The organism is Flavobacterium salmonis, from assembly GCF_903819435.1.
Lineage (GTDB): Bacteria > Bacteroidota > Bacteroidia > Flavobacteriales > Flavobacteriaceae > Flavobacterium > Flavobacterium chungangense.
This window is the reverse complement of sequence record NZ_CAIJDP010000088.1, coordinates 37,621-60,025: the sequence shown is the minus strand read 5'-3', so window position 1 is coordinate 60,025 and position 22,405 is coordinate 37,621. Positions and strand designations below refer to the sequence as shown.

Genomic DNA, 22,405 nt, shown 5'->3' with positions numbered 1-22,405 from the left:
ACTAAATAAAAATAATGAAAATTACCCTTTTCACTGCCTTACTGTTTTGTACTTATTCTTTTGCTCAGCAAAAAGATCCTATTGTATCGAAGGAAAAATTATCCGAAGTTGTTGTTACTGGTCAGTTTGAGCCTCAGTCCATAAAGAAATCTGTTTTCAATGTCCGTGTGATTTCTAAAGAAAATATTAAACAGTTGGCTGCGAATAATTTGGCAGATGTCTTAAATCAGTATTTAAACATTAGTGTTACATCCAATGGTAATGATGGACGTTCTAAGGTTTCAATGTTTGGATTAGATGCACAATATTTTAAGATTTTGGTTGACAATATACCTTTAGTAAGTGATACAGGAATGGGGACTAATGTTGATTTAACGCAGGTAAACCTTGATGATGTCGAGCGAATCGAAATTATCGAAGGATCAATGGGTGTAACTCATGGCGCCAATGCGGTAAGTGGTATTTTAAATATTATTACTAAAAAAGGCGGTGGATATAAATGGCAGATCGGTGCAACTGTTCAGGAAGAAACAGTAGGTAAAGAGTTTGGTTTTTTTGATAAAGGCCGTCATATACAATCGGCTAAAATTGGGCATAACTTTAATAAAAACTGGTTTGTAAACATTGGAGGAAATCGTAATGCAATGGCGGGTTATTTTGAAAACATGCAAGGAAAAGATTATGATAAAAACGATGGACTTAGAGGATATACACAGCTTCCGAAAGAGCAATTGGTAGGGAATGCTATTTTAGGCTACCAAAAAGATGCTTTTAGAATTTTTTACAAATTTGACTATTATGGTGAAGATGTTCATTACTACAATCCAGTTGTAAATATACAAGACAATTATCCATTTGCAGATACGTATTTTTCGAGAGACAAAAGATACATAACCAATCGTTATTACCACCATTTGAATGCCAGTGGAAATCTTTTCTCGAAGTTAAAGTATAATGTGTCGGTTTCTCAACAGAAACAAAAGCGTGATTTAGAAAATTTCGTCTATCACATAGATACAAAACAAGAGGTAGATAATGAAAGAGACACTTATCAATCAAAAGAGGTGTTTTATTCAACAGGTACACTTAGCAATTTCTTTGATAATGAAAAGGTAGACTTTCAGCTTGGTTATGAAGTTACCAACGAGAATGGTTTTTATGATTCTTCAGTGGGAGCTTTTAGAGATGATAATCAACAGGGTGTAGATATTAGAAAGACACTTGAGAATTATGATATTTATTCGGTTGCAGAAATTAGTCTAAATGATAAATTCTCAATTCGCCCAGGGCTTCGATTTTCATTTCAAAGTGCTTTTGATAATCAATATGCAAGTTCTTTGGGTTTAAGATATCTTTTTGATAAAGGATTAGAGGCAAGAGCTTCTTTGGGTAAATCTTACCGTACTCCAAACTTTGATGAGTTGTATACTTATTTTGTAGACTCTAATCATAACATGCAGGGAAATCCGGATTTAATTCCTGAAACAAGTACTTCTTATGAAATGAGCTTAAAAAGAGCCTGTACTTTTGAATCTGGTGCTCAACTCTCGAACAACTTAGCACTTACGTTTCTGAATGTTGATGATAGAATTGATCTGGTTACAATACAGGTAAATCCACTGCATTTTAAATACGTTAATATCAACAGATATAAAATGTGGAACATTTCAACAGTAGAGCAATATACTTATGAAAATTGGAATGTAATGTTAGGTGCTGCTGTAGTTGGAATTTCCAGAAGACTTGATTTGGCGGCTCAAAACTTAGTATCTGATGATAAATTTTTCTACTCGTTCAGATTAAATTCAAGTATCTCTTATAATATTACAAAATGGAATACTTTGTTGGCTGTTTTTTATAAATATAATGGACAGCAGCAACAATATGTAGCAGGAACAGACAGTGATGGAAAAGAAGGTTTCTTTTTAAACGAACTTAAGTCTTTTAGCTGGATGGATGCTTCTATTCGAAAGACATTCTTTAAAAATCAATTTGAAGTGACAGTCGGAGCCAGAAACCTTTTTGATGTTACCAATCTGCAATCTGTGCAAAACGGAGGCGGAGGTGACGCAAGTGGCGGTGCACACGGAGGTGGCGGTGGGGCATCTTCCGACATGCTGGGCTATGGCCGATCTTACTTCTTAAAACTTTCGTATAATCTAAATTTTAATTAATAAATCAATACCATGAAAAAGAATTTTATTTTAATACTATCTTTTGTATTACTTATCGTTGGAGCTTGTAGTAGCGATGACGAAGCGGCTCAGCCAAATGCTGTAGCTTTTGCTTCTACGTCGTTAAATTTATCAACGGAAACAACTCCGATCGAAATTAAATTTGCGTCTCCAACTGCATCAGCAGGATCATTAACTTTGACTGTTACCGAAACTGCAGTAGCAAATGGTACAGATTTTAGCACTACTCCAGCAGTTGTTGCAGGTAACGTAGTAGTTCCTTTTGAGAAAAATGTTTCTTCTGTAAGTTTTACTTTCAAGAAATTGAAAGAAGCTATCGAAGGTGAGGTTAAAAATGTGGTCTTCACTATTAGCAGTGTAACTATTAATTCTGTCATTTCTGACAACAAATCAATTCAGGTAAGCTTTAATGAGACAGCTTCTTTAGGAAATGCATTAGCTCCGGGAGTTGGAGGACCAACAGAACCAAATCAGGTTTTTGTTGATTTAAGCAGTGGAAAAATGACAGCAGTTCCTAGAGTTTCATGGGATTTAGGATTTTACTCTGGAACAGATTTTAGAGTAATAATCAACCACACTGTAAGAATGACTGCTAAGCAAACTACTAGTATAAATATTGATGAAGTTCAGGCAGAAGATGCGACTATGCTTGTTAATGGTTATGGAAGTTTAACTCAAATTGATGATCCTGCAGGAGATCTTACTAAAACAGCTATTGCGGAAATATCTGCAACAGATGCTGATAACAAAGTATATGTAATCAATATGGGAAGTAATCCTGGAACAGTTGATCCTGAAGTTGGATCTGAAGGTACAGGTACAGGACCTTCCAGAGGATGGAAAAAAGTTAGAATTTTAAGAAGTGGTAATGATTATAAAGTGCAGTATGCTAATATTGAAGCTACAACTCACGAGGAAATCATAGTTTCAAAGAATGCAGCTTATAATTTTACTTTCTTAAGTTTATTAGATAAGAAAACAGTTAGTGTAGAGCCTCAAAAAACACAATGGGATATTAGTTTTACAAGTTTTACTAATACAGCAGGTACAGCTCCTTACAATTTTGCAGACTTCATTTTAAATAACGTTAAAGGTGGTGCAAAAGCATATCAGGTTCTTACGACAGCTTTTACATATGATGCTTTCGCATTAGCAAATGTTGACAATGCTAAATTTACAGATGATCAAAGAAATATTGGTTCAAACTGGAGAGGAACTGTAGCATCAGGAGCAACAGATGCAAATGGTAACCCAGTTTCTTCATTTAATGCGAGATCAGATCGTTTCTATGTGGTTAAAGATCCGGCAGGAAATGTTTATAAAGTGAGATTTACAGCAGGTGTAAATGCTGCTGGAGAAAGAGGTTATCCTACTTTTCAGTATGCTATCTTGAAATAATAATAAATTTTCAATTAGTTAATAACTTGGTTTTTTTGTTTTTTTTTTGATAAAGAGGTTAGATTTTTCTAACCTCTTTTTTTTTTGAAAAGTAATTTGTAGGTATAAAAATGTAATATTTATTCAATAATTATTTTTTTCCAGGATTTATCGTTTTCATTTTTTAGTTCTACTAAATAAATTCCTGATTGTAATTTTTTTAAAGATACTTCAACAGTATTAGATGAATCTTTAATATCGATAGTTTCGACTAATGTTCCTATTAAAGAGTATACATTTATTTGATCTAAACCTGTTTTTGTTTCAATAGTGAAATTTCCGTTTGATGGATTTGGTGAAATAGAAGAAGCTTTCAAACCAAAATCATCTACACCTAAAGTAGTAGATAAAGGTCTATCAATACCATATCCTCGATTTCCTCCGTGATTTCCCAATCCATATCCTGCATTACTTCTTCTAGCCCAGACAAAATCAATAGAAGTGTTAGCATAATTGAAGGTGTAATCATTTGCGTCTCCGGTTGAAAAATTTCGTTCTGCGATTATAGTTCTGATTCCTGAGGTTACCGTATTTGATGTTACTGTCCAGCTTTGAGAGGCATCCGTACTTGGAGGATCACCTAATCCGGTTTGTCTGGCATCAACCAATGTTGTCCCGTTAGCATATACTAAATCGTGTCCATCACCCATACCTTCACCAGTGGCAAAACTTCCAAATTCCAATCCAAACCATCTGTCAGAGGGACCTATAAGTTTTAATGTTGCTTTTTGAGTAGTATTGTTTAAGGTTAGATTTGCGGTTATACCGCTAGTTCCAAAAGTAACATCTCCGGTAGATTTTTGCTGGGCAAAACTGCTTATACCAATTGCTAAAAGAGTTAAAAGAGTAATTTTTTTCATAATCGATTATTTTAAAAGGTTAATGATGGGTTCGTTTTGAGAAAAAACAGCATATTCAAATGCTGTTTTTCCTTGATTATCTTTAATTGTTTTATCAGCTTTATACTCTAAAAGCAATTTTACTAATTCAGTATTCTTAAATTGAACTGCTAGTGACAATGCTGTGATTCCGTTTGTATCTGTTGCATTTGGATTTGCTTTTTTCTCTAACAATAATTTTACTAATTGTGGCTGGTTTTTATACGTTGCCGCCATTAGAGCCGTTCCCATATCAGAGTTGTAGTTAATGTTTTTTACATTTTCTATCAGAAATTTGGCAACTTCAATATTTCCTCTGTAACAAGCCAGTATCAACGGACTTGTTTTATTTTCGTTAAGCGAATTGATTAAATCCGGGTTTGATTTGTTGAGGTTTTGAATCTCTGTTAAAGTTCCGCTTCGGGCAATATCAAATACATTTTTTTCTTGTGCCGTAGAGATATAGAAGCATAATAAAGCAGTCAATACTAATAACTTTTTCATAGTAAAATCAGTTGTTGAATTAATTTGGTTCAAGAACAAAATTCATTGTAACTTTTACATTTTCAGCGATTTTTCCTTTAACCAGACTTGGGATTTCAATTTTATAATCTTGCGGTTTAACCGAAATAGCACTTGCTGCAAGAATTTTGGCTCCGCTTAAAGTAAGGCTGATTTTTGTTTTTACCTTTTTTGTAACACCATGTATGGTTAGATCACCTTCTAAGTCATAAGTTGTTTTTGAAGCAGATAATTTTTTAGCATCAAAATTTAAAATCTTTCCTTTAAAAGTGGCTTTTGGAAATTGAGAAGATTCCATATAATTTTCATTAAAATGCTCTTCCATTAATGGTGCTTTGAATTTGAATGATTTTATTAAAGTCAGGGCCACAAAGTCACCTGTACTTTTTTCCAGAATGCAGGAAGCTGTTTTGTTTGTTGCGGCTATTTCTTCAAAAGCAGGCATTGAGGCTTCAAATTTTACTTCTCCGGTTCTGGTTACCATTTTTTGCGAAAAGGCCAGGTTTCCTGCCAATAAAAACAATGCTGATATTAGTATTTCTTTCATTTTATATGTATTTAATTTTTATATCCTTCTTTCTGCCAAAGTATAATCATGTCAATAGTTTGTCTTGGCATAGGTCCTGATCTTGGCATTACACTTCCGCAAGACTGAGTCTGATCTATTCTGCAAATTAAATTGCCGTTTTGAGTAGCATCTTTTACCTGATCATAAGTTTGTAAAGTTGGGAATCGGCCTCCTTCTGAATGGCAGCTCACACAATTTGCTTGTATGACAGGCCCAACATTTGCTGTATAAGTAGGTGAAGCAGATGACTCTGACTCTGAAATTTCTTCATAAGTTCTGGTTGTACAGGAAACTAAAAATGCTGTACAGATAAATAATAATACTATATTCTTTTTCATATGTTAACTTAAATGTTTCTTGTTTTTAAAAGGATCTGTACATGTTAAATCCAAAATAAATCTTTCCTTTATTCCAGTCTCCTGAGGCAGTTGAAAATACCGCTACATCATTCATAGGCTGGCTGTTTGAGAATACGAGTTGAAAAACGTGTCCTCCGGTTTCAATATCCAAACCAACCGTAAGCGGATTATGGTAAGGATCTATTGCTTTTTCTTCTGTTATCACCCGCGCAGCATATTCCAGGTTAACGCTCATTCTTTTGGCAATTTTGTATCGTAATCCTCCTGCTGCCGAAAATACATTTTGCTGTTCAATCGAATCATCATATAGATTTTTATAGACATTAATAAGTCCCAATTCGACTGATAATTTTTCATTTACTTTTCTAGAAACCAATAATTGGGTAGTAAAAGCTAAACGATCCGAAAATTGTAAATTTGGATATACTTCTTTTTCCAGTGCGCTGTTGATATCCATTGTATTGTAACCTACAATTGTAACAGGAAAGCCATTTACTTGCTGATTAGCCATTTTATATTTGGCAGTTACCTCATATGTTTTATTGTATGTGTGACGGGTTGCACCAACACTAAGCCAGTTTGTTACACCATAAATTCCACCAAACTTTGTCAGGGCATTATCTAAACCAAAGAAATTATTAAATCCTTCAGACAAATCGCCAAAACGATGTGATACAAGCATATACCATTCTCCTTTTGCCGGCAATTTTGTAGATTGCATATTGGCTATCTGCAATCCTTTAAAGGCTGCAATTTCAATTTGTTTTTCATCTGATTTAATGGTATCCAGCTGACTCAGTAAATCATCTTGTGCAAATAGATTTCCCGTTAAAAAAAACACAAGCATAAAGCCTAAAAAATTCTTCATTTTTATTTTATTAATCATTATTTATTACTGTACACTCGTCTAATTTGATCTCTCCCATAAGGTCGTCATATCCTACAACTCTGCCTTTAAGAGTTATTTCCTGATTTTCTTTAATCGCAGGATCTAATTCTTTTAAATCACAAACAATTGTGTTGTCCAGAGTGACTTGTTTTTGGTCTGTTTTACTAACGATTCCTTTGATGGCAATTGCTTTTTCCAGGTACTTTGCATTTGATTTGTCAATATCAGCATCAAATTCCGCTATAATGCTTTTTGAGTTAACATTAAATACAGCATCTTCAGCAGATACGTTTCTGGCACCTCCATACCAGACGTAGCAGTAACCAAAAATGCCCAAAGCAACTATTGCAAGAATAGTTAATATTAATTTTTTTTTCATTTTTATTCTTTTAGGGGTTCAGTAGTAAAACAGCCTTGATGTAGATTACCCTACCAAAGAATTGTTATTTTTTGAAAAAAAATTGAAAGAAATGTATTGCTTATTTTGTAATCCGGGATATTTGGATTAAAAGGAAACTCTAAAGCTCAGGTTTGGAGTTCTTTGCAGTGAAAATGTTTCGACATCCTCTATCGAATTTGAAAGGGAACTTATTCTGTAATATTCGCTAATTTCATTTTTCCTGTTGAGGATGTTGAGGATGGAGATTCCTAATTTGTACTGAATTCCATTGGCTATTTCCCATTTATAGGTAGAGGAAAGATTGACTTGCGAAAAAATATTCAAATTCGTATTGTTTGGTTTATTGTAAACCAACACAGGATCTGAAAGGTCTATTTTAGAAATATCAGGAGATGTTTTTGGTCTTCCTGAAGACCATTTTGTTCCCAAAGCTATTTTAAAATTATTTTTTTCATAACTTCCGGCCCACGATATGGTGTGTATTAATTCGAAGTTGTTCGGAAAACTTGGATATTCATAATTAGAGAAATGGTAATTATTATTGTTGTAAGTATAGCTAAGCCAGGTCAGAAAATGATTCATCTTTTTTTGAATTAGAAATTCTGTTCCTAAAACTTCATAGTCACCGGTTGTTCTCACAAATTCTAACTGGTTCTGAAAACCCTGACTGGCAGTTGTAATTCCGTTTACTTTTTTATAAAAATTTTCTATATCCAGCAACCAGTCATTTTTTTTATAAAATAGACTCAATGATATTTGCTTGCTTCTTTGTATTGGCATTGTTGTATTATTTGAAATAATCCAGCGCCTTTTTTCAATGCCAAAATAATCTTTCTGTAAATCAATAATTTGTTGAGAATTTTGACTTTTTAATTCTCCAAGCAATTCCAGATTTAGATTTTTGTTGAACCCATAATTAAACTGTATGCGGGGTTCAGGAATATATTTTTTAAATTTTTCAATATAATTTAATCGTATTCCCGCATTTAGTATTACTCTGGAAATTGTGTCATTGTATCTTCCTTCTAAAATTAAGGCATGGGTTCTTAAAACGTCTTTGGTCTTACGATAAAAATCCGGATTAGTTACTTGTTCTAAATTAGTAATACCAATTTCATTAAACTGATAGCCATCATGAAAACTGAATTTTGAATTAATCGTGTGGTTGTTTTCTAAATTAATTCCATTATTAGCGACAGTGTTTTCCTGAATTACTATTTGATTTCCAGTTGTAGTTTTTTGGTCTGCAAGAAGTTCATACGAAGAATTGTAAATATTTATTTTAGTAGTGTTTAAGCTATTCCAGTTTCTTTTCCAGGATAAATTACCACCATAGTTTTGTTGTCGTAAAATATTATCCTCAGATTTATTTATGTTGTACGAAGCAGCACTCTGAAATACTTTTAAGTTATCTTGTATAGTTATCAAATCTAATATTATTTGATCCTTTAAACCTAGTTTTTGAACGTATTTAAGTGTGGCATCGTAGAAATCGAATTCTTTGTCGCTTTTGTAATTAATATTTTGATTTTGAGAAAAATCAGTAATGGTTGTATTTTGAAATACTTTATTAAAATATTCTTTGTACGTTGGTGTTTCTACAAAATCAGTTATGGATTTTCGTCCTGAAATTTCTATATAACTCTTTTTCGAAAGATTGTATTTTGTATAAATATCAGCATTAATCATATTGATTCCTGCGCTAAAACTATTTTTTTCTGTTGTTTCAGGTGTTGAGGAAATAGCCACAACACTAGAAACGCTTTCGCCGTAAAATGGAGAGCTTCCATTTTTATAGATAGAAATAGTATGTGCCAAATTAGGATTAAATACCGATATTAAACCAAAAAAATGTCCGGTTTGAAACATTCGTATTCCATTCCATAAAAACAAATTTTGATCATGTGTTCCGCCACGGACATTAATACTTGATACGCTTTCGTCAATACTGTTTACACCTGGAATTTGCTGCATGGTCTGCAAGGCATCTGATTCAATAAGCCCGGGTAAAATACCAAATTTCTTTGGTTTAATTTCAAACGAACCATCACTGTTTTTCGAAATACCGGAAGCTAAAATAGGATTGGTTTTGATTTCTTCAAGTTCCGTAATTTCAGGTTCTAAGATTATTTTGAGACAATTTTGAGAATCTAAATTCGTGGTTGTTATTTTTTTGACCCTAAATCCGACATGACTAATAAAAAAAATATTTTTAGAGCCTTTTTCGAATTCAAAATAACCATTTGAATCAGTAGTAATATGAGTGATGCTGTTTAAATGAATATTAGCATTTTCAATAGGTTTTTTATCAATATTAGAAAAAACATATCCGCAAATTACTTTTGAATCGTTATTCTTTTTATAAATGTTGATGAATTTATTCCCCAGGTTTTCAAAAGATAAATTGGTTTTTCTGGTGAGATATTGTAGTTTTTGTTCTAAAGAAAGTGAACTTTTAGGAGGCAATAATAAAAAGTTTGAAACATTTTCTTCAGTGTAATTAAAGTTTACCTGATGTTGTTGCTCTATTTCAGTTATAATTTTTTTTAAGGGCATAACATTTCCTTTGTCTTGCGCGTAAACGTTCAGGACAAGAAAAAGGTAAAAAAACAAAAAATGAAATGGTTTGGGGCGTAACATTTATTTTTCGTCAAAAATTATTTTATTTTTTGAAACTTTTTTCGCTTTTAAATGATAGGTTGTACTAATAATTTGTAATGCAATATCCAGGTCTTTCGTAGGCAGTTTTCCTGTAAACAAAGAAGTTGTATCGTTCGCATTTAATTCAATTGTAATGTCGTATTGCCTTTGAAGTTCGTCTAAAATGCTTTTTATATTTTCTTTATTAAAACATATTTGGTTGTCGATCCATGCAGGTTTGGATGACTTTATATCCGTATTGAATTGTTTTCCGTTTTGAAAAGTTACACTTTGCCCGCGTGCCAATATGATTTGTGTGCTGGCATAATTTACTTTGACACGACCTTCATAACAGGTTACATCAAATCTGTTTTTTCTGGCTTTTACATTAAATTGAGTTCCTAAAACCGAAACTTTTCCAAGTGGCGTCTGCACTTCAAAACGTCTGCCTTTTGATACCCTGAAATAAGCTTCACCTTTCAGTTCAAGACGTCTGTTAGTGTTCCAGTTCCATTTTTTATAGTTTATTTCAGATCCTGAATTCAGTACCACCTCAGAATTATCGGGTAATGAAAAAGTAGTTTTTTCTCCAAAATTTGCTGTCTGGCTTTGTGGTACAAAATTCTTCATCACAAAAGTTATCCCAAGTGCTAAGACAAAAATAGCCGCTACACGAAATAACCTTTTTTTGTATAACGGAATCACTTTTGGTGCTGTTTTTTTCTGTTGAAGAATATTTGACAGCATCGCATTTTCATCCAGGTCATCTACTTCAAGGTGAGCCGTATAGTTTTTTATTTTGTGGTATTTTTCGAAATCAGGACTTGCTTCAAACTCGGCTAATTCTTTCTCGGATAAATCATCGTTGAGCCATCTGGCTAATAAATCATCTTCTTTCATTGTATTGGCATTATAATTTTAAAACAACCATGGTTGCATTTACCCTACTTTTATAAATCAATTTCTTTACGTAAACTTAACAAAGCCAGATGAATGCGCTTTTCTACTGCTTTTACGCTTATATTCAACTCTACGGCAATTTCACTATATTTTTTCTTATCAATTCGGTGCATTAAAAATGCCACACGCTGTGTTTCGTTTAAATTTTCAATAGCTTTTAAAAGTTTGGCCTGAAATTGCTTTTCCTCCAAAAGATATTCGGGACTTTCATTGGTTCTGTCTAAAGTGGCGAAATTTTTTTCGTAACGCAAAACTACTTTTTGATGTGCAATTTCATTCAAAGTACTATTGTTTGCAATCGTATAAATATATGATTTTGCTTTTTCAACAGGCACAGAAGCACAGTTTTGCCAAAGTTTCAAAAAGGCTTCCTGAGCTACATCTTCGGCCTGATCTTTATTTCCAAATTTGTAAAAAAGAAAATTCCGAAGTGCTTTGATATGACTTTTAAAAAAAGACGAAAATACTATTTCGTCGCAAGTATTTGATTGTTCTATATTTGGCATTAGCAGTAAAATCTTTCAATTTGGATTTGCAAAAGTATTTCTTTTTAATTCAAGTAGGGTATAACCGAAGTAAAATGTTTTTATTCAGGTATAGACTAGTTGAATTATTTAGTATTCAAAATCAGGTTTTACCTTGCCAACGCTCATTTTAACCATAATTTATTCCTTGTAAAAAAAGGATTACTTTATGTGAAAAAATGGGCAAATTATGCAATAAGTGATGGGCAATTTGCCAAAAACAATATGTTAAATTATACATTTGTAAAAATATAAATATGTTTCGTTTTAATAAATATTTATCCATATTAGCTTTTCTCTTCTTTTTCTCTTGTCAAAGTGAAACAGACGAACAAAGCTATAATACCCAGACAGTAAACAGTTCTTCCCCGCTTACATCCTATTTGCAAAGGGTTGCCATGGTAAAAACCGTACAGGATAACGTAGTCGACGGGTCAAATTATTGCACTATAAAACTACCTTATGCGGTTACTGTTAATAATGCAAGTATTGCGATTAACACTACTGCAGATTATCAAAAAGTGGTTGACAATATAAATGCAAGTACTACTGATGATGATATTGTAAAAATAGATTTTCCGGTAACAATGATTTACTATAATTATATAGAAAAATTGATTCCGAATGAAGCCGACTTTGATTCCTTAATCGATTATTGGAATCTTTACCCTGATCTTTTATCCAAAATAAATGGGTTAAATATAAATTATCCCATAACAATTAATATTTACAACAGTTACAATCAGTCTGCAAGTTCTGTTTCTATTACAAGTGATCAGGCATTTTTTAATTTTATAAAAAATTTAAATGATAGCCAGTATATTTCGTTAAGTTATCCTATTTCAATAACAGAATGTAATAATCAGACAAAATCGATAAAGAATAATTTAGAGTTCGAAAATGCAATTAAATATGCAATTGATAATTGCGCAGAAAATAACATTGTATCGCTTGATTTTACACAAACAATAACTAATGGTACCTGGAAGATTGCTTATTTTTTTAAGGATTCAGATAAAACTTCTTCCTATACTGGATATGAATTTGTTTTTAAAAACGACAAAACGGTGGTCGCTACAAAAGATGGAATTTCTGCCACAGGACAATGGGATTGTAATATAGTAAACGGTGCCAAAGAGTTCAAAATTTACTTTAGTTACAGTTCCTTACTGCTTCATAAATTAGATTATAACTGGGTATTATTTGAATTTAATAATTCTGTAATACGCTTTCGCGACATAACTAACAATAACTATCTTTATTTTGAAAAAAATTAAATTCAAACGAGAACGTTATTAGCATAAGAGTTACAGAGTATAACAAAAAACCAGTTAGTTAAGCTGGTTTTTTTATTGATATTCTCTAAATTTTACAAGTTGGTATCTTTGTGACTTTGTAACTTTAGTTTATATTTGCACTTCAATAAAAGAAAACAAAATTATGTTTGATAATTTAAGTGATAAGTTAGATAAAGCGTTCCATATATTAAAAGGACATGGTAAAATTACAGAAGTAAACGTTGCCGATACCTTAAAAGAAGTTCGTCGTGCTTTGCTTGATGCCGACGTTAACTTTAAAATAGCTAAAGATTTTACCACCAAAGTAAAAGAAAAAGCAATTGGTCAGGATGTATTGACTACGCTTCAGCCAGGACAATTATTGGTGAAGCTGGTAAAAGATGAGCTGACAGAATTAATGGGAGGGGATGTAGCCGGAGTTAACCTTTCAGGAAATCCAACAGTAATTTTGATGTCAGGACTTCAGGGTTCAGGTAAAACAACTTTCTCAGGAAAATTAGCCAACTTTTTAAAGACTAAGAAAAATAAAAAACCACTTCTTGTAGCTTGTGATATCTACCGTCCTGCGGCGATCAATCAATTACATGTAGTCGGAGATCAAATAGGTGTTGAGGTTTACTCAGAACCGGAAAATAAAAATCCTGTAGAGATTGCTCAAAACGCAATCAAACATGCAAAAGCAAACGGATTTAATGTTGTTATCGTCGATACAGCAGGACGTTTGGCTGTAGATCAGGAAATGATGGACGAAATTGCGCGTGTACACAAAGCAATTCAGCCTCAGGAAACATTGTTCGTTGTCGATTCTATGACAGGGCAGGACGCTGTAAACACAGCAAAAGCTTTCAACGATATCTTGAATTTTGATGGAGTTATCTTAACGAAATTAGATGGTGATACTCGTGGTGGAGCGGCGCTTTCGATTAAATCAATTGTAAATAAGCCAATCAAATTTGTAGGTACAGGTGAGAAGATGGAAGCAATTGATGTTTTCTATCCGGAACGTATGGCTGAGCGTATTTTAGGAATGGGAGACGTTGTGTCTCTTGTTGAAAGAGCTCAGGAACAATTTGATGAAGAAGAAGCCAGAAAACTTCAAAAGAAAATCGCGAAAAACGAATTTGGTTTTGATGATTTCTTAACGCAGATACAACAGGTTAAGAAAATGGGTAATATGAAAGACCTTGTTGGAATGATACCGGGAGCTTCAAAAGCTATGAAAGATGTTGAAATCGAAGATGATGCATTTAAACATATTGAAGCGATTATTCATTCGATGACACCGGGAGAAAGAAGCAAACCCGCCATTATCGACGTAAAAAGGAAAGCCAGAATCGCAAAAGGCTCCGGGACAAAAGTCGAACAGGTGAATCAATTGATGAAGCAGTTCGATCAAATGAGCAAAATGATGAAAATGATGCAGGGACCGGGCGGAAAAAACCTGATGAAAATGATGGGTGGTATGAAAGGTATGCCAGGCGGAATGCCGAGATAATAAAAAAGAAAGTTTCAAATTTAAGGTTTCAGGTTATGAAACGAAATTTGGAACTTTTTTACTTGAATATACATAAGTGTCGTTTCAACTTGAAACCTGAAACAAAAAATTAAACCTGAAACAAAAAACAATGCAAATACTAGACGGTAAAAAAACATCTGAAGACATTAAAAACGAAATTGCAGCCGAAGTTCAATCCATAAAAGCAGCCGGCGGAAAAGTGCCTCATTTGGCAGCAGTAATTGTTGGAAATAACGGAGCAAGTTTAACCTACGTAGGAAGCAAAGTAAAATCTTGTCAGCAAATTGGCTTCGATTCAACATTAGTGGCCTTGCCTGAAGATATTACCGAAGTAGATTTATTAGCAAAAATAAAAGAGTTAAATGAAGACGATAATTTAGACGGATATATCGTTCAGTTGCCTTTGCCAAAACACATAGATGAGCAAAAAATTTTATTAGCTATTGATCCTGACAAAGATGTTGACGGATTTCATCCAACAAACTTCGGAAGAATGGCATTAGAAATGGAAAGTTTTATTCCGGCAACACCATTCGGAATTATGGAATTGTTGGAGCGTTATAAAGTAGAAACTGCAGGAAAGCATACTGTTGTAATTGGGAGAAGTCATATTGTAGGACGTCCAATGAGTATCCTGATGAGCCGTAAAGGCAATCCGGGAGATTCAACCGTTACCTTAACACACAGCCGTACTAAAAATTTAGCCGAATTTACTAAAAATGCCGACATCATTATAACAGCTTTAGGAGTTCCTGAATTTTTAAAAGGAGACATGGTAAAAGACGGAGTTGTAATTATTGATGTTGGAATTACAAGAGTTGAAGATGCAGCAAATCCAAAAGGATATGTTATAAAAGGAGATGTTGATTTTGATGGTGTAAGCAAAAAAGCATCTTTCATTACCCCGGTTCCGGGTGGAGTAGGGCCAATGACAATTGCCATGTTGCTTAAAAATACACTTTTAGCACGTAAAATGAGAAGCGCAGGAAAATAATATTTTACAGAATATCAATAAACAAGCCCATTCAAAAGAGTGGGCTTTGTTATTTTAATTTTTAGTTTAAAGTTTCAGGTTTTAAAAATAAAAGATACTTTTGCACCACTAAAAAAACACTTCTCCAAATGGACGATTATTATTCGTTAGTATTAAATTAAAGCAGCTTTTGAAAAATTTCAAAATGCTGTGATAACACCCTGTATTTTGAAATGAAAGCCTTTTACACAAACAACAACGGAGTAACAGAAATCCCAAAATGGAATCCAGATTGCTGGATTAGTATTCAGGATCCAACAGATTCAGAAAAGAAATATTTATTAGAAGAGCTTCAGATTCCCGAAGCCTTTTACAATGATATCGAGGATATCGACGAAAGACCCCGTATCGAAATTGAAGATGGCTGGACGCTGATTATTATGCGGGTTCCTATCAAAAGCGATGATGTTAAATTGCCATTTCAGACGATTCCGCTGGGCGTGATTTTTAAAGAAGATATCTGTGTAACCATTACGTTTTACAAAACAGAAATCATAGCAGATTTTGTCTCGTATTCACAACGTAAGAATATTGAAATCAAAGACAATCCTGATTTGGTTTTACGATTGCTGCTTTCATCGAGCGTCTGGTATTTAAAATATTTAAAACAAGTCAATCAAAAAATAAAACTTGCCGAAGATAATTTGGAGAAATCCATCAAAAACGAAGAGCTGCAGGCATTACTTCAAATCGAGAAATGTCTCGTGTTTTTTATTACTTCTCTAAAAGCCAACGATGTCTTATTTCAGCGAGTTAAAAACCTAAAAGCACATAAGGCAAATTACGATTTGGATTTGCTGGAAGATGTCGAAATCGAATTAAGTCAGGCACAGGATACGGCTAATATTTACAGCAACATCTTAACAGGAATGATGGATGCCTATGCTTCAGTAATTTCCAATAACATGAATAATATTATGAAGCAAATGACGTCTATCTCAATAATTCTGATGATTCCTACGCTCATTGCCAGTTTGTACGGAATGAATGTACCCAATGGTTTAGAAGAGAGCAGATACGGAATCTGGATTCTGCTTTTGGTTTCCATTATTTTATCTGTTTTAGGGGTTTTATTATTCAAAAGAAGAAGATGGTTTTAATTAAAAATCTCACTATAAAACAAAAGCCTGTTCACTACAAATAGGCTTTTTCGTTTTTATATACTTTGGGCGTGACCCTGTTTGCAAAAAGGCGCTCTAATCTTGACGTATATTGTGCGCCTTTCCGCAAACAGGGTCGGGCTATCCATGCTACTTCGGTAGCTTATTTCTATCCCTCACGCGGCTCACAGGAAATTATAAACCCATAGTTCCTGCAAGTTTTTCAAAACCTTTCGGGTATACTTTAAGCACTATAACAATATTATTTTTTATTCTAACAAGACTAATGACCTGTAAGGTTTTAGAAACCTCGAAAGAAGAATCTACATTATCCTTAAAAATATTTTTAGATTTTTATTTGCCAATTCAAAATAAATACTAACTTTGCAATACAAAGTACTTTATTTATGAATCAGAAGCACCAGGAAGATTTAGCTCACATTCGTTCTATGATGGAACGCTCTTCAAGATTTATATCCTTAAGCGGACTCTCAGGAGTTTTTGCGGGATTGTCAGCTCTTATCGGCGGATTGTACGTTTATCAATTATTCAAAGCCAACGGTCTTGATTATTTTGATGGTGATCATAAATTGTATTCCGCCAGTTTAGTTTCAGAGTTAGTTTGGATTGCTCTTCTTATTTTGGTCTTTGCATTTACATTTGGAATCTTTTTTACCATCAGAAAAAGCCAAAAATACAACTTGCCGATTTGGACATCTGCAACAAAAAAAATGCTTTTAAATTTAGCCATTCCACTTTTGTCAGGCGGAATATTTTGTTTAGCGCTTTTATATCACCAAATATATGTTTTAGTTGCTCCTGTGACTTTAATTTTCTACGGTTTAGCCCTTGTAAATGCAGAAAAGTATACATTTTCTGATGTAAAGTATTTGGGATATTGCGAACTGGTTTTAGGATTTATTTCTCTTTTTTATTTAGGATATGGTTTAATTTTTTGGATAATCGGATTTGGTATTTTACACATCTTGTACGGATTAGTAATGTTCAAAAAATACAAATAAGCCCATGGGAATTATTGATAAATTAAATAAAGATTTCGAAAGCCGTGTCAGATTAGGTATAATGTCTATTCTGATCGTAAACGAGTGGATTGATTTCACCGAAATGAAAACACTTTTGAATATCACAGACGGTAATTTAGCAAGTCATTCCTCTGCTCTTGAAAAAGCCCAGTATATCGAAGTAAAGAAAGAATTTGTAGGAAAAAAACCTAAAACCTCATACAGAGTCACCGATCTTGGGCGTGTTGCCTTTAAAGAGCACCTCAATTATCTGGAAAAATTAATGAAATTTTAAAGATTCAAATTTTTTTGCCTAAAAACTTTGAAATACAAAGTACTTTTAAATATATTAAAATAACATCAAAAATAATATAAACAAAATCATAAAAGATATAAATTAATTTCAACACAACAACTAAAATTCTATAACCATGAAAAAACATCAATTTATTCTGGCTAGCAGTTTGATTTTTACACTGCTTTTTTACAATGAGACAATGGGCATTAATCTGGCGCTGTTCGGTTTGGCAATAACGGCGGCCATCTGTTATTTTTTTCAGGACAAATTTACAGACAGAACCCATTTAATATTAGTTGTAACCTCTATATTGTCTTGTCTGGCATTTGCCTGGTACGGAGATTTTGCCTCTTTTTGGGCGTTGTCATTATCAGTTGTCTTTTTACAATTCAAAACCCATGAAAGAGAACTCAAAGTAATTCAGGTGATACCGCTAATCTTTTTAAACGGAATTACTTCCTTAGGACGCATTTTCATGTTTAAACAATGGCTTCCCGAAAAGAAAATCCATAATAATTTTGCAAAAAAACTCGTTGCCTTCGTGATTATCCCAACCGTTTTTTTAGGACTCTTTTTTATTGTCTATTCTTTCGGAAGCGATCATTTTTCTTCACTCTTTACAGATTATACTTTAGATATTGATCTTTGGCAGTTAATCGTTATTTCAGGTTTAGGGTTCTATATTTCTTTCAGTTTTTGGAATTACTGGATCCCGGAAGTTTGTTATGAAAAAAAACATGTATTAGATAATGATTTCAGCAATACAGACACAATAGAAAACCAAAATACATTTTCTTTCCTGGATGTAGATTTTGAAAGAAAGAGTGGCGAAATTACGCTGGTATTGCTAAATCTAATGTTGTTGATTTTCATCGGGACCTATAATTACGAGCAGTTTTTTGAAGTGGTCGAGAAAACAAATTTAAGTTCAGACACACACGAACGCGTAAATGCTGTAATCTTCTCCATCGTTATGGCTGTCGGGGTAATTCTGTTTTATTTCAAAGGCGGATTCAATTTTGATGAAAAAGCCGCACAGCTCAAAAGGCTCGCCAAAATCTGGATTGCATTAAACTGTGTTTTAATTGTAAGTGCGGTGATGAAAAACACTGAATATATTGCATTTTTCGGGTTAACTTATAAAAGGCTTGGCGTATACTTGTTTTTAGCTTTAGCAATTATAGGTTTAATGGTTTCTTTTCAAAAAATAATCAGGCAAAAAACAAACGCTTATCTTTTTAACCACATGATTTGGTATGTATACGGAACGATTTTGATTTGCAGTTATTTCAATTGGGGAAATCTGATTACCAATTATAATATTTCAGTAAATAAAGGAGTAGAGCCGGTGTTTTTAAGTGATTTGAATTTTAATGATGAATCGCGTAATGCCTATTTTTTAGAGAATAAAATTGAACACAAGAATATTAATTTACATAGAGAAACCCGAATTCAGAATCATCAGAAAAAAACGTTTTTATCAAAAGCATTGTATTATGAGTTTTTGAAGAAATAGTAAAATAACTAAAGAAATCCTATTCAATAACGAGTAGGATTTTTTTTATAAAAAAATCTTTTTAATCGATTTTATTCAATTTTTTATTGACAAAAAGCTAATAATAACGTTGAATGTACACTTAAACAAAACTTATTAAGAAATACTTTGTTATATTTGATTTGTGAAATTTGCTTGTTATGTCAGTTAAATATGGCTTAATTAACAGGATTCATAAAATCTAAATATTAATTAACAAACCTAAAAATTATTTACCATGGAAAAAATTACCCCAACTGAATGCCCTGTAATCATTTATCCTCCAGGAACAGATATTACGCCTATTGAAGGAGCAAATTCAATAGGAAATGTGACATTTCAGGAAACGAAATCTGTAGAGATTCTAGCTCCTTATGTTGAAGCCTACTATTCTGCCAAAGACAATACACTTACGATGAATGCTATTATTTATGTAGATGCTGAGGCCATCAAAAACGAAGTACTTGATTATAGCATCATTCAGAATACCTATATAGATATTGAGGGAGATGCACAATTACAGTTTTTTATAGTATACAATCAGCCTGAAGAATTATCGGGAGATTTGTTTATTTATGAAGTAATCTTTCAGGCTGATGCAGATATTTTTATTGGAGGACTTTCAAACCTAACAACAATTCAAACTTTTCTTTGGGATATAGATCCAGTATCATCTAGAGGTACAGTTACTAATGTACAACATAATTAGGATGAAATTATAATCAAAAAATGATGATTAGAGTTTTTTTTATTGCTTTGCTCTCTGTATTAAATACTACATTTGTTTTTTCACAAAAAGAATCTGATTATAAATTGATGAGATTTGAAATAAAAAAAACGGGCTTAAAATATAGTGAGCAAATTAATTTTAATAAAGCTCAACGTTTCTTTTTTGAAAAAGAATGGGATTCTACATTGGTTTATTCGATGAAACAACTTAGTGGTAAAAATAATGCTGAGTTATCGAATTATTGCCATTATTTTAGAGCAATAAGCTTTTTTGAAAAAAAAATTCTTAAAGAAGCGAAAAAAGAGTTTAACTTGATTTCTTCTGATTTTAAATTTTATTATAAAGTCAATTTTTCATTAGGTGAAATTGCTTTAGAACAAAGTGAATTTAAAATAGCATTATCACATTTTAATGCGATTGAAAAGTTAAATGAAGATTTTTATGATTTTAAAAAAAGTACTGTATTTCATAATTTAGGATTATGTTATTTACATCTTGAAAAATTTGATAAGGCAGAGGAGTATCTTTTTGAAAGTGTTAAATTGCAAGAAGTTCAAAAAGATAGTTTAATGCTAATTGGATCTTATATGGATATTGCCACTTTGTATTATGTTCAGTATAAAGATGACCAAGCGATACCTTATTTTGAAAAGGCATATCATCTTTCTAAAAAAGTTAAAAAGGCATATGAATTAAAACAAAACGCCACATTAAACATGGCGGTAGTTGAGGAAAACCGTAAAAACTTTCCCTCAGCCTTAACTTACAGAAAAGAATACGAAACCTGGAAAGATTTCCTAAACGATCAAAACAAAGTCTGGGCTATTGCAGATCTCGAAAAGAAATTTGCCATAAAACAAAAGCAAAAAGAAGTCAACATTCTCGCAGCCGAGAATAAAGCAAAAATAGCCGAAAGAAATGGGTTTCTCATTTCTTCGGTTTTATTGTTTGTGCTGTTGGGTACCGGAGTTTATTTTTACAGGCAAAAAATCAGGAGCAATAAAATCATCTTAGCGCAGAAAAACGAACTGGATGAACTCAATGCTACAAAAGATAAATTGTTCTCAATCGTCAGTCATGATTTACGTTCCTCTGTAAATGCCCTGAAAGTGAGTAATAGTAAACTTCTGGACAATCTGGAAAGTAAAAACTACACGGAACTTGATGTTTTACTGCACAAAAACAGCTCCATTGCCAGTGGTGCATACAATTTGCTGGACAACCTGCTCAATTGGGCTTTATTGCAAACCCAGCAGAGCTATTTTTACCAGGAATCCTTGCATTTGTCTTCGATTGTGCAGCATGTAGAGTACAATTACAGACCTTTAATGCTTAACAAGAATATCAGTTTTGTAATCAATGTTACTGCTTCAGATTATGTGTTTGCTGATCTGGATTCGCTTAAAATCATAATTCGGAACTTTTTAGACAATGCGATTAAATTCTCTAAAGAAAACGGAACGATTTCTATTTACAGCCGTCCTGCATCAGAAGAATTTTGTTATCTGGTCATCGAAGACACCGGATTAGGAATGAACGAAGCAACCCGAAAGGAATTATTAAAAGAGACCATTTTGCTTTCTAAAAAGCAAAACGATGATATCATAGGAACCGGATTAGGAATGCAGTTATGCAAAAGCCTGATTCGCAAAAACGAAGGAACACTCGATATTGAGAGTGAAGAAAATGTTGGAACCAGGATTATCATTGCATTACCAAAGTTTAAAAACCATGGATAATATAAATGTACTTATTGTCGAAGATACACCCGAAGAAAGCGACGCGCTTGTAAAAGTACTGACCGAAAATAATTACAACATTGTCGGGATTGCCCGTACCTATCAGGATGCACTAACCCTTTTTTACAAAAATACAATTGACATCGTCGTTATCGATGTTTTCTTAGATGGAAAACCGGACGGAATTACTTTTGCAGAAACAATAAATATTGTTCCCAATAGCGTAAAACCTTTTGTTTTTTTAACCAGTTCAAAGGATCGTCAGATATTTGAAAGAGCTAAACTGACCAAGCCTTTTAGCTTTTTGCTGAAACCATTTAACGAACTGGAAATTTTGTACGCACTCGAAATGGCTGTCGAAAAGTTTTATGGACAGACCAATGCTTTTCACAGCGAAGATCAAAATGCCGTAATAAGTAATGATTCACTGTTTATCAAAAAAAATAAATCCTTGAAGAAGGTACAAATCAAGGATATTGTGTACATAGAAGTCGAAGACCGCTATTGCAACATTATAACCGAAGCAGAAAAATTCGTCATTTTAATCTCCCTGACCAAAATCATTCAGCTGCTGGATCCGGCAAAATTTTTTCAGACCCATCGAAATTATATTGTAAACGCTACAAAAATTCAGGAAATAATTGTGAATGACAATTTGATTGTTCTAAAAGGCAATCACAAAGTTACGCTAAGCGATAAGTACAAAGACTTTGTAAAACACTTTAGAATATTAAAATAGAGATTATTTGAAAATCAAGGAGAT

The 22,405-nt window shown here is 33.0% G+C and carries 21 protein-coding genes; 12 read left to right on the top strand and 9 right to left on the bottom strand.

Translation table 11 applies throughout. The annotated features are described in order from the left end of the window. Nucleotides 1-14: 14 nt before the first annotated feature. The gene (locus tag FLACHUCJ7_RS21470; RefSeq protein ID WP_230408895.1) at nucleotides 15-2,174 is read left to right on the top strand and encodes a TonB-dependent receptor plug domain-containing protein; all 2,160 of its coding nucleotides are present in this window, start codon (nucleotides 15-17) and stop codon (nucleotides 2,172-2,174) included. 12 nt (nucleotides 2,175-2,186) lie between these two features. Further along, nucleotides 2,187-3,593: an HmuY family protein gene (locus FLACHUCJ7_RS21465; protein ID WP_180910386.1), complete on the top strand. Its 1,407-nt coding sequence runs from the start codon at nucleotides 2,187-2,189 to the stop codon at nucleotides 3,591-3,593. A gap of 119 nt (nucleotides 3,594-3,712) precedes the next feature. Here the strand turns inward: FLACHUCJ7_RS21465 and FLACHUCJ7_RS21460 are convergent, their stop codons facing one another. From FLACHUCJ7_RS21460 to FLACHUCJ7_RS21420, 9 genes are all read right to left on the bottom strand, one after another. Further along, nucleotides 3,713-4,492: a T9SS type A sorting domain-containing protein gene (locus FLACHUCJ7_RS21460; RefSeq protein WP_180910385.1), complete on the bottom strand. Its 780-nt coding sequence runs from the start codon at nucleotides 4,490-4,492 to the stop codon at nucleotides 3,713-3,715. 6 nt (nucleotides 4,493-4,498) lie between these two features. Continuing rightward, nucleotides 4,499-5,014: an ankyrin repeat domain-containing protein gene (locus FLACHUCJ7_RS21455; protein WP_180910384.1), complete on the bottom strand. Its 516-nt coding sequence runs from the start codon at nucleotides 5,012-5,014 to the stop codon at nucleotides 4,499-4,501. A 19-nt stretch (nucleotides 5,015-5,033) separates the two neighbouring features. Next, on the bottom strand, nucleotides 5,034-5,579 hold the full coding sequence (locus FLACHUCJ7_RS21450) for a YceI family protein (protein ID WP_078225830.1): 546 nt from the start codon (nucleotides 5,577-5,579) through the stop codon (nucleotides 5,034-5,036). Between the two features lie 11 nt (nucleotides 5,580-5,590). After that, on the bottom strand, nucleotides 5,591-5,938 hold the full coding sequence (locus FLACHUCJ7_RS21445; protein WP_180910383.1) for a hypothetical protein: 348 nt from the start codon (nucleotides 5,936-5,938) through the stop codon (nucleotides 5,591-5,593). A gap of 25 nt (nucleotides 5,939-5,963) precedes the next feature. Continuing rightward, a complete protein-coding gene (locus FLACHUCJ7_RS21440; protein ID WP_078227878.1) occupies nucleotides 5,964-6,827 on the bottom strand; it encodes a DUF5777 family beta-barrel protein in 864 nt (287 codons plus the stop codon). 10 nt (nucleotides 6,828-6,837) lie between these two features. Next, nucleotides 6,838-7,227 carry an OB-fold protein gene (locus tag FLACHUCJ7_RS21435; protein WP_180910382.1) on the bottom strand — a complete coding sequence of 130 codons (390 nt, stop codon included), beginning with the start codon at nucleotides 7,225-7,227 and terminating at the stop codon, nucleotides 6,838-6,840. A 126-nt stretch (nucleotides 7,228-7,353) separates the two neighbouring features. Next, nucleotides 7,354-9,804, bottom strand: coding sequence for a TonB-dependent receptor (locus FLACHUCJ7_RS21430; RefSeq protein WP_230408894.1), 2,451 nt, complete (start codon nucleotides 9,802-9,804; stop codon nucleotides 7,354-7,356). Nucleotides 9,805-9,888: 84 nt separating this feature from the next. Then, nucleotides 9,889-10,788, bottom strand: coding sequence for a FecR family protein (locus FLACHUCJ7_RS21425; protein ID WP_180910380.1), 900 nt, complete (start codon nucleotides 10,786-10,788; stop codon nucleotides 9,889-9,891). Nucleotides 10,789-10,838: 50 nt separating this feature from the next. Beyond that, nucleotides 10,839-11,354 carry an RNA polymerase sigma factor gene (locus FLACHUCJ7_RS21420; RefSeq protein ID WP_180910379.1) on the bottom strand — a complete coding sequence of 172 codons (516 nt, stop codon included), beginning with the start codon at nucleotides 11,352-11,354 and terminating at the stop codon, nucleotides 10,839-10,841. Nucleotides 11,355-11,629: 275 nt separating this feature from the next. Here FLACHUCJ7_RS21420 and FLACHUCJ7_RS21415 point away from each other — a divergent pair, with 275 nt between their 5' ends. The 10 genes from FLACHUCJ7_RS21415 (at nucleotide 11,630) to FLACHUCJ7_RS21370 (ending at nucleotide 22,381) form a co-directional block, all read left to right on the top strand. Next, nucleotides 11,630-12,649 (top strand): hypothetical protein, encoded by a 1,020-nt coding sequence (locus FLACHUCJ7_RS21415; protein ID WP_180910378.1) that lies wholly within the window; start codon nucleotides 11,630-11,632, stop codon nucleotides 12,647-12,649. 163 nt (nucleotides 12,650-12,812) lie between these two features. Further along, a complete protein-coding gene (gene ffh, locus FLACHUCJ7_RS21410; RefSeq protein ID WP_031455924.1) occupies nucleotides 12,813-14,165 on the top strand; it encodes a signal recognition particle protein in 1,353 nt (450 codons plus the stop codon). Between the two features lie 130 nt (nucleotides 14,166-14,295). Continuing rightward, on the top strand, nucleotides 14,296-15,180 hold the full coding sequence (locus tag FLACHUCJ7_RS21405; protein WP_180910377.1) for a bifunctional 5,10-methylenetetrahydrofolate dehydrogenase/5,10-methenyltetrahydrofolate cyclohydrolase: 885 nt from the start codon (nucleotides 14,296-14,298) through the stop codon (nucleotides 15,178-15,180). A 212-nt stretch (nucleotides 15,181-15,392) separates the two neighbouring features. Further along, the gene (locus tag FLACHUCJ7_RS21400; protein WP_180910376.1) at nucleotides 15,393-16,319 is read left to right on the top strand and encodes a magnesium transporter CorA family protein; all 927 of its coding nucleotides are present in this window, start codon (nucleotides 15,393-15,395) and stop codon (nucleotides 16,317-16,319) included. Nucleotides 16,320-16,726: 407 nt separating this feature from the next. Continuing rightward, a complete protein-coding gene (locus FLACHUCJ7_RS21395; protein WP_078225839.1) occupies nucleotides 16,727-17,341 on the top strand; it encodes a hypothetical protein in 615 nt (204 codons plus the stop codon). 4 nt (nucleotides 17,342-17,345) lie between these two features. Continuing rightward, nucleotides 17,346-17,636 (top strand): winged helix-turn-helix domain-containing protein, encoded by a 291-nt coding sequence (locus FLACHUCJ7_RS21390; protein WP_180910375.1) that lies wholly within the window; start codon nucleotides 17,346-17,348, stop codon nucleotides 17,634-17,636. A 136-nt stretch (nucleotides 17,637-17,772) separates the two neighbouring features. Beyond that, a complete protein-coding gene (locus tag FLACHUCJ7_RS21385) occupies nucleotides 17,773-19,155 on the top strand; it encodes a DUF4153 domain-containing protein (protein WP_180910374.1) in 1,383 nt (460 codons plus the stop codon). 256 nt (nucleotides 19,156-19,411) lie between these two features. Further along, entirely contained in the window at nucleotides 19,412-19,882 is a 471-nt protein-coding gene (locus tag FLACHUCJ7_RS21380; RefSeq protein ID WP_180910373.1) for a hypothetical protein, read from the top strand. A 20-nt stretch (nucleotides 19,883-19,902) separates the two neighbouring features. Further along, a complete protein-coding gene (locus FLACHUCJ7_RS21375) occupies nucleotides 19,903-21,642 on the top strand; it encodes a tetratricopeptide repeat-containing sensor histidine kinase (RefSeq protein WP_230408893.1) in 1,740 nt (579 codons plus the stop codon). After that, entirely contained in the window at nucleotides 21,635-22,381 is a 747-nt protein-coding gene (locus FLACHUCJ7_RS21370; RefSeq protein ID WP_180910372.1) for a LytR/AlgR family response regulator transcription factor, read from the top strand. The genes FLACHUCJ7_RS21375 and FLACHUCJ7_RS21370 overlap by 8 nt, the downstream gene beginning before the upstream one ends. Nucleotides 22,382-22,405: the final 24 nt, after the last annotated feature.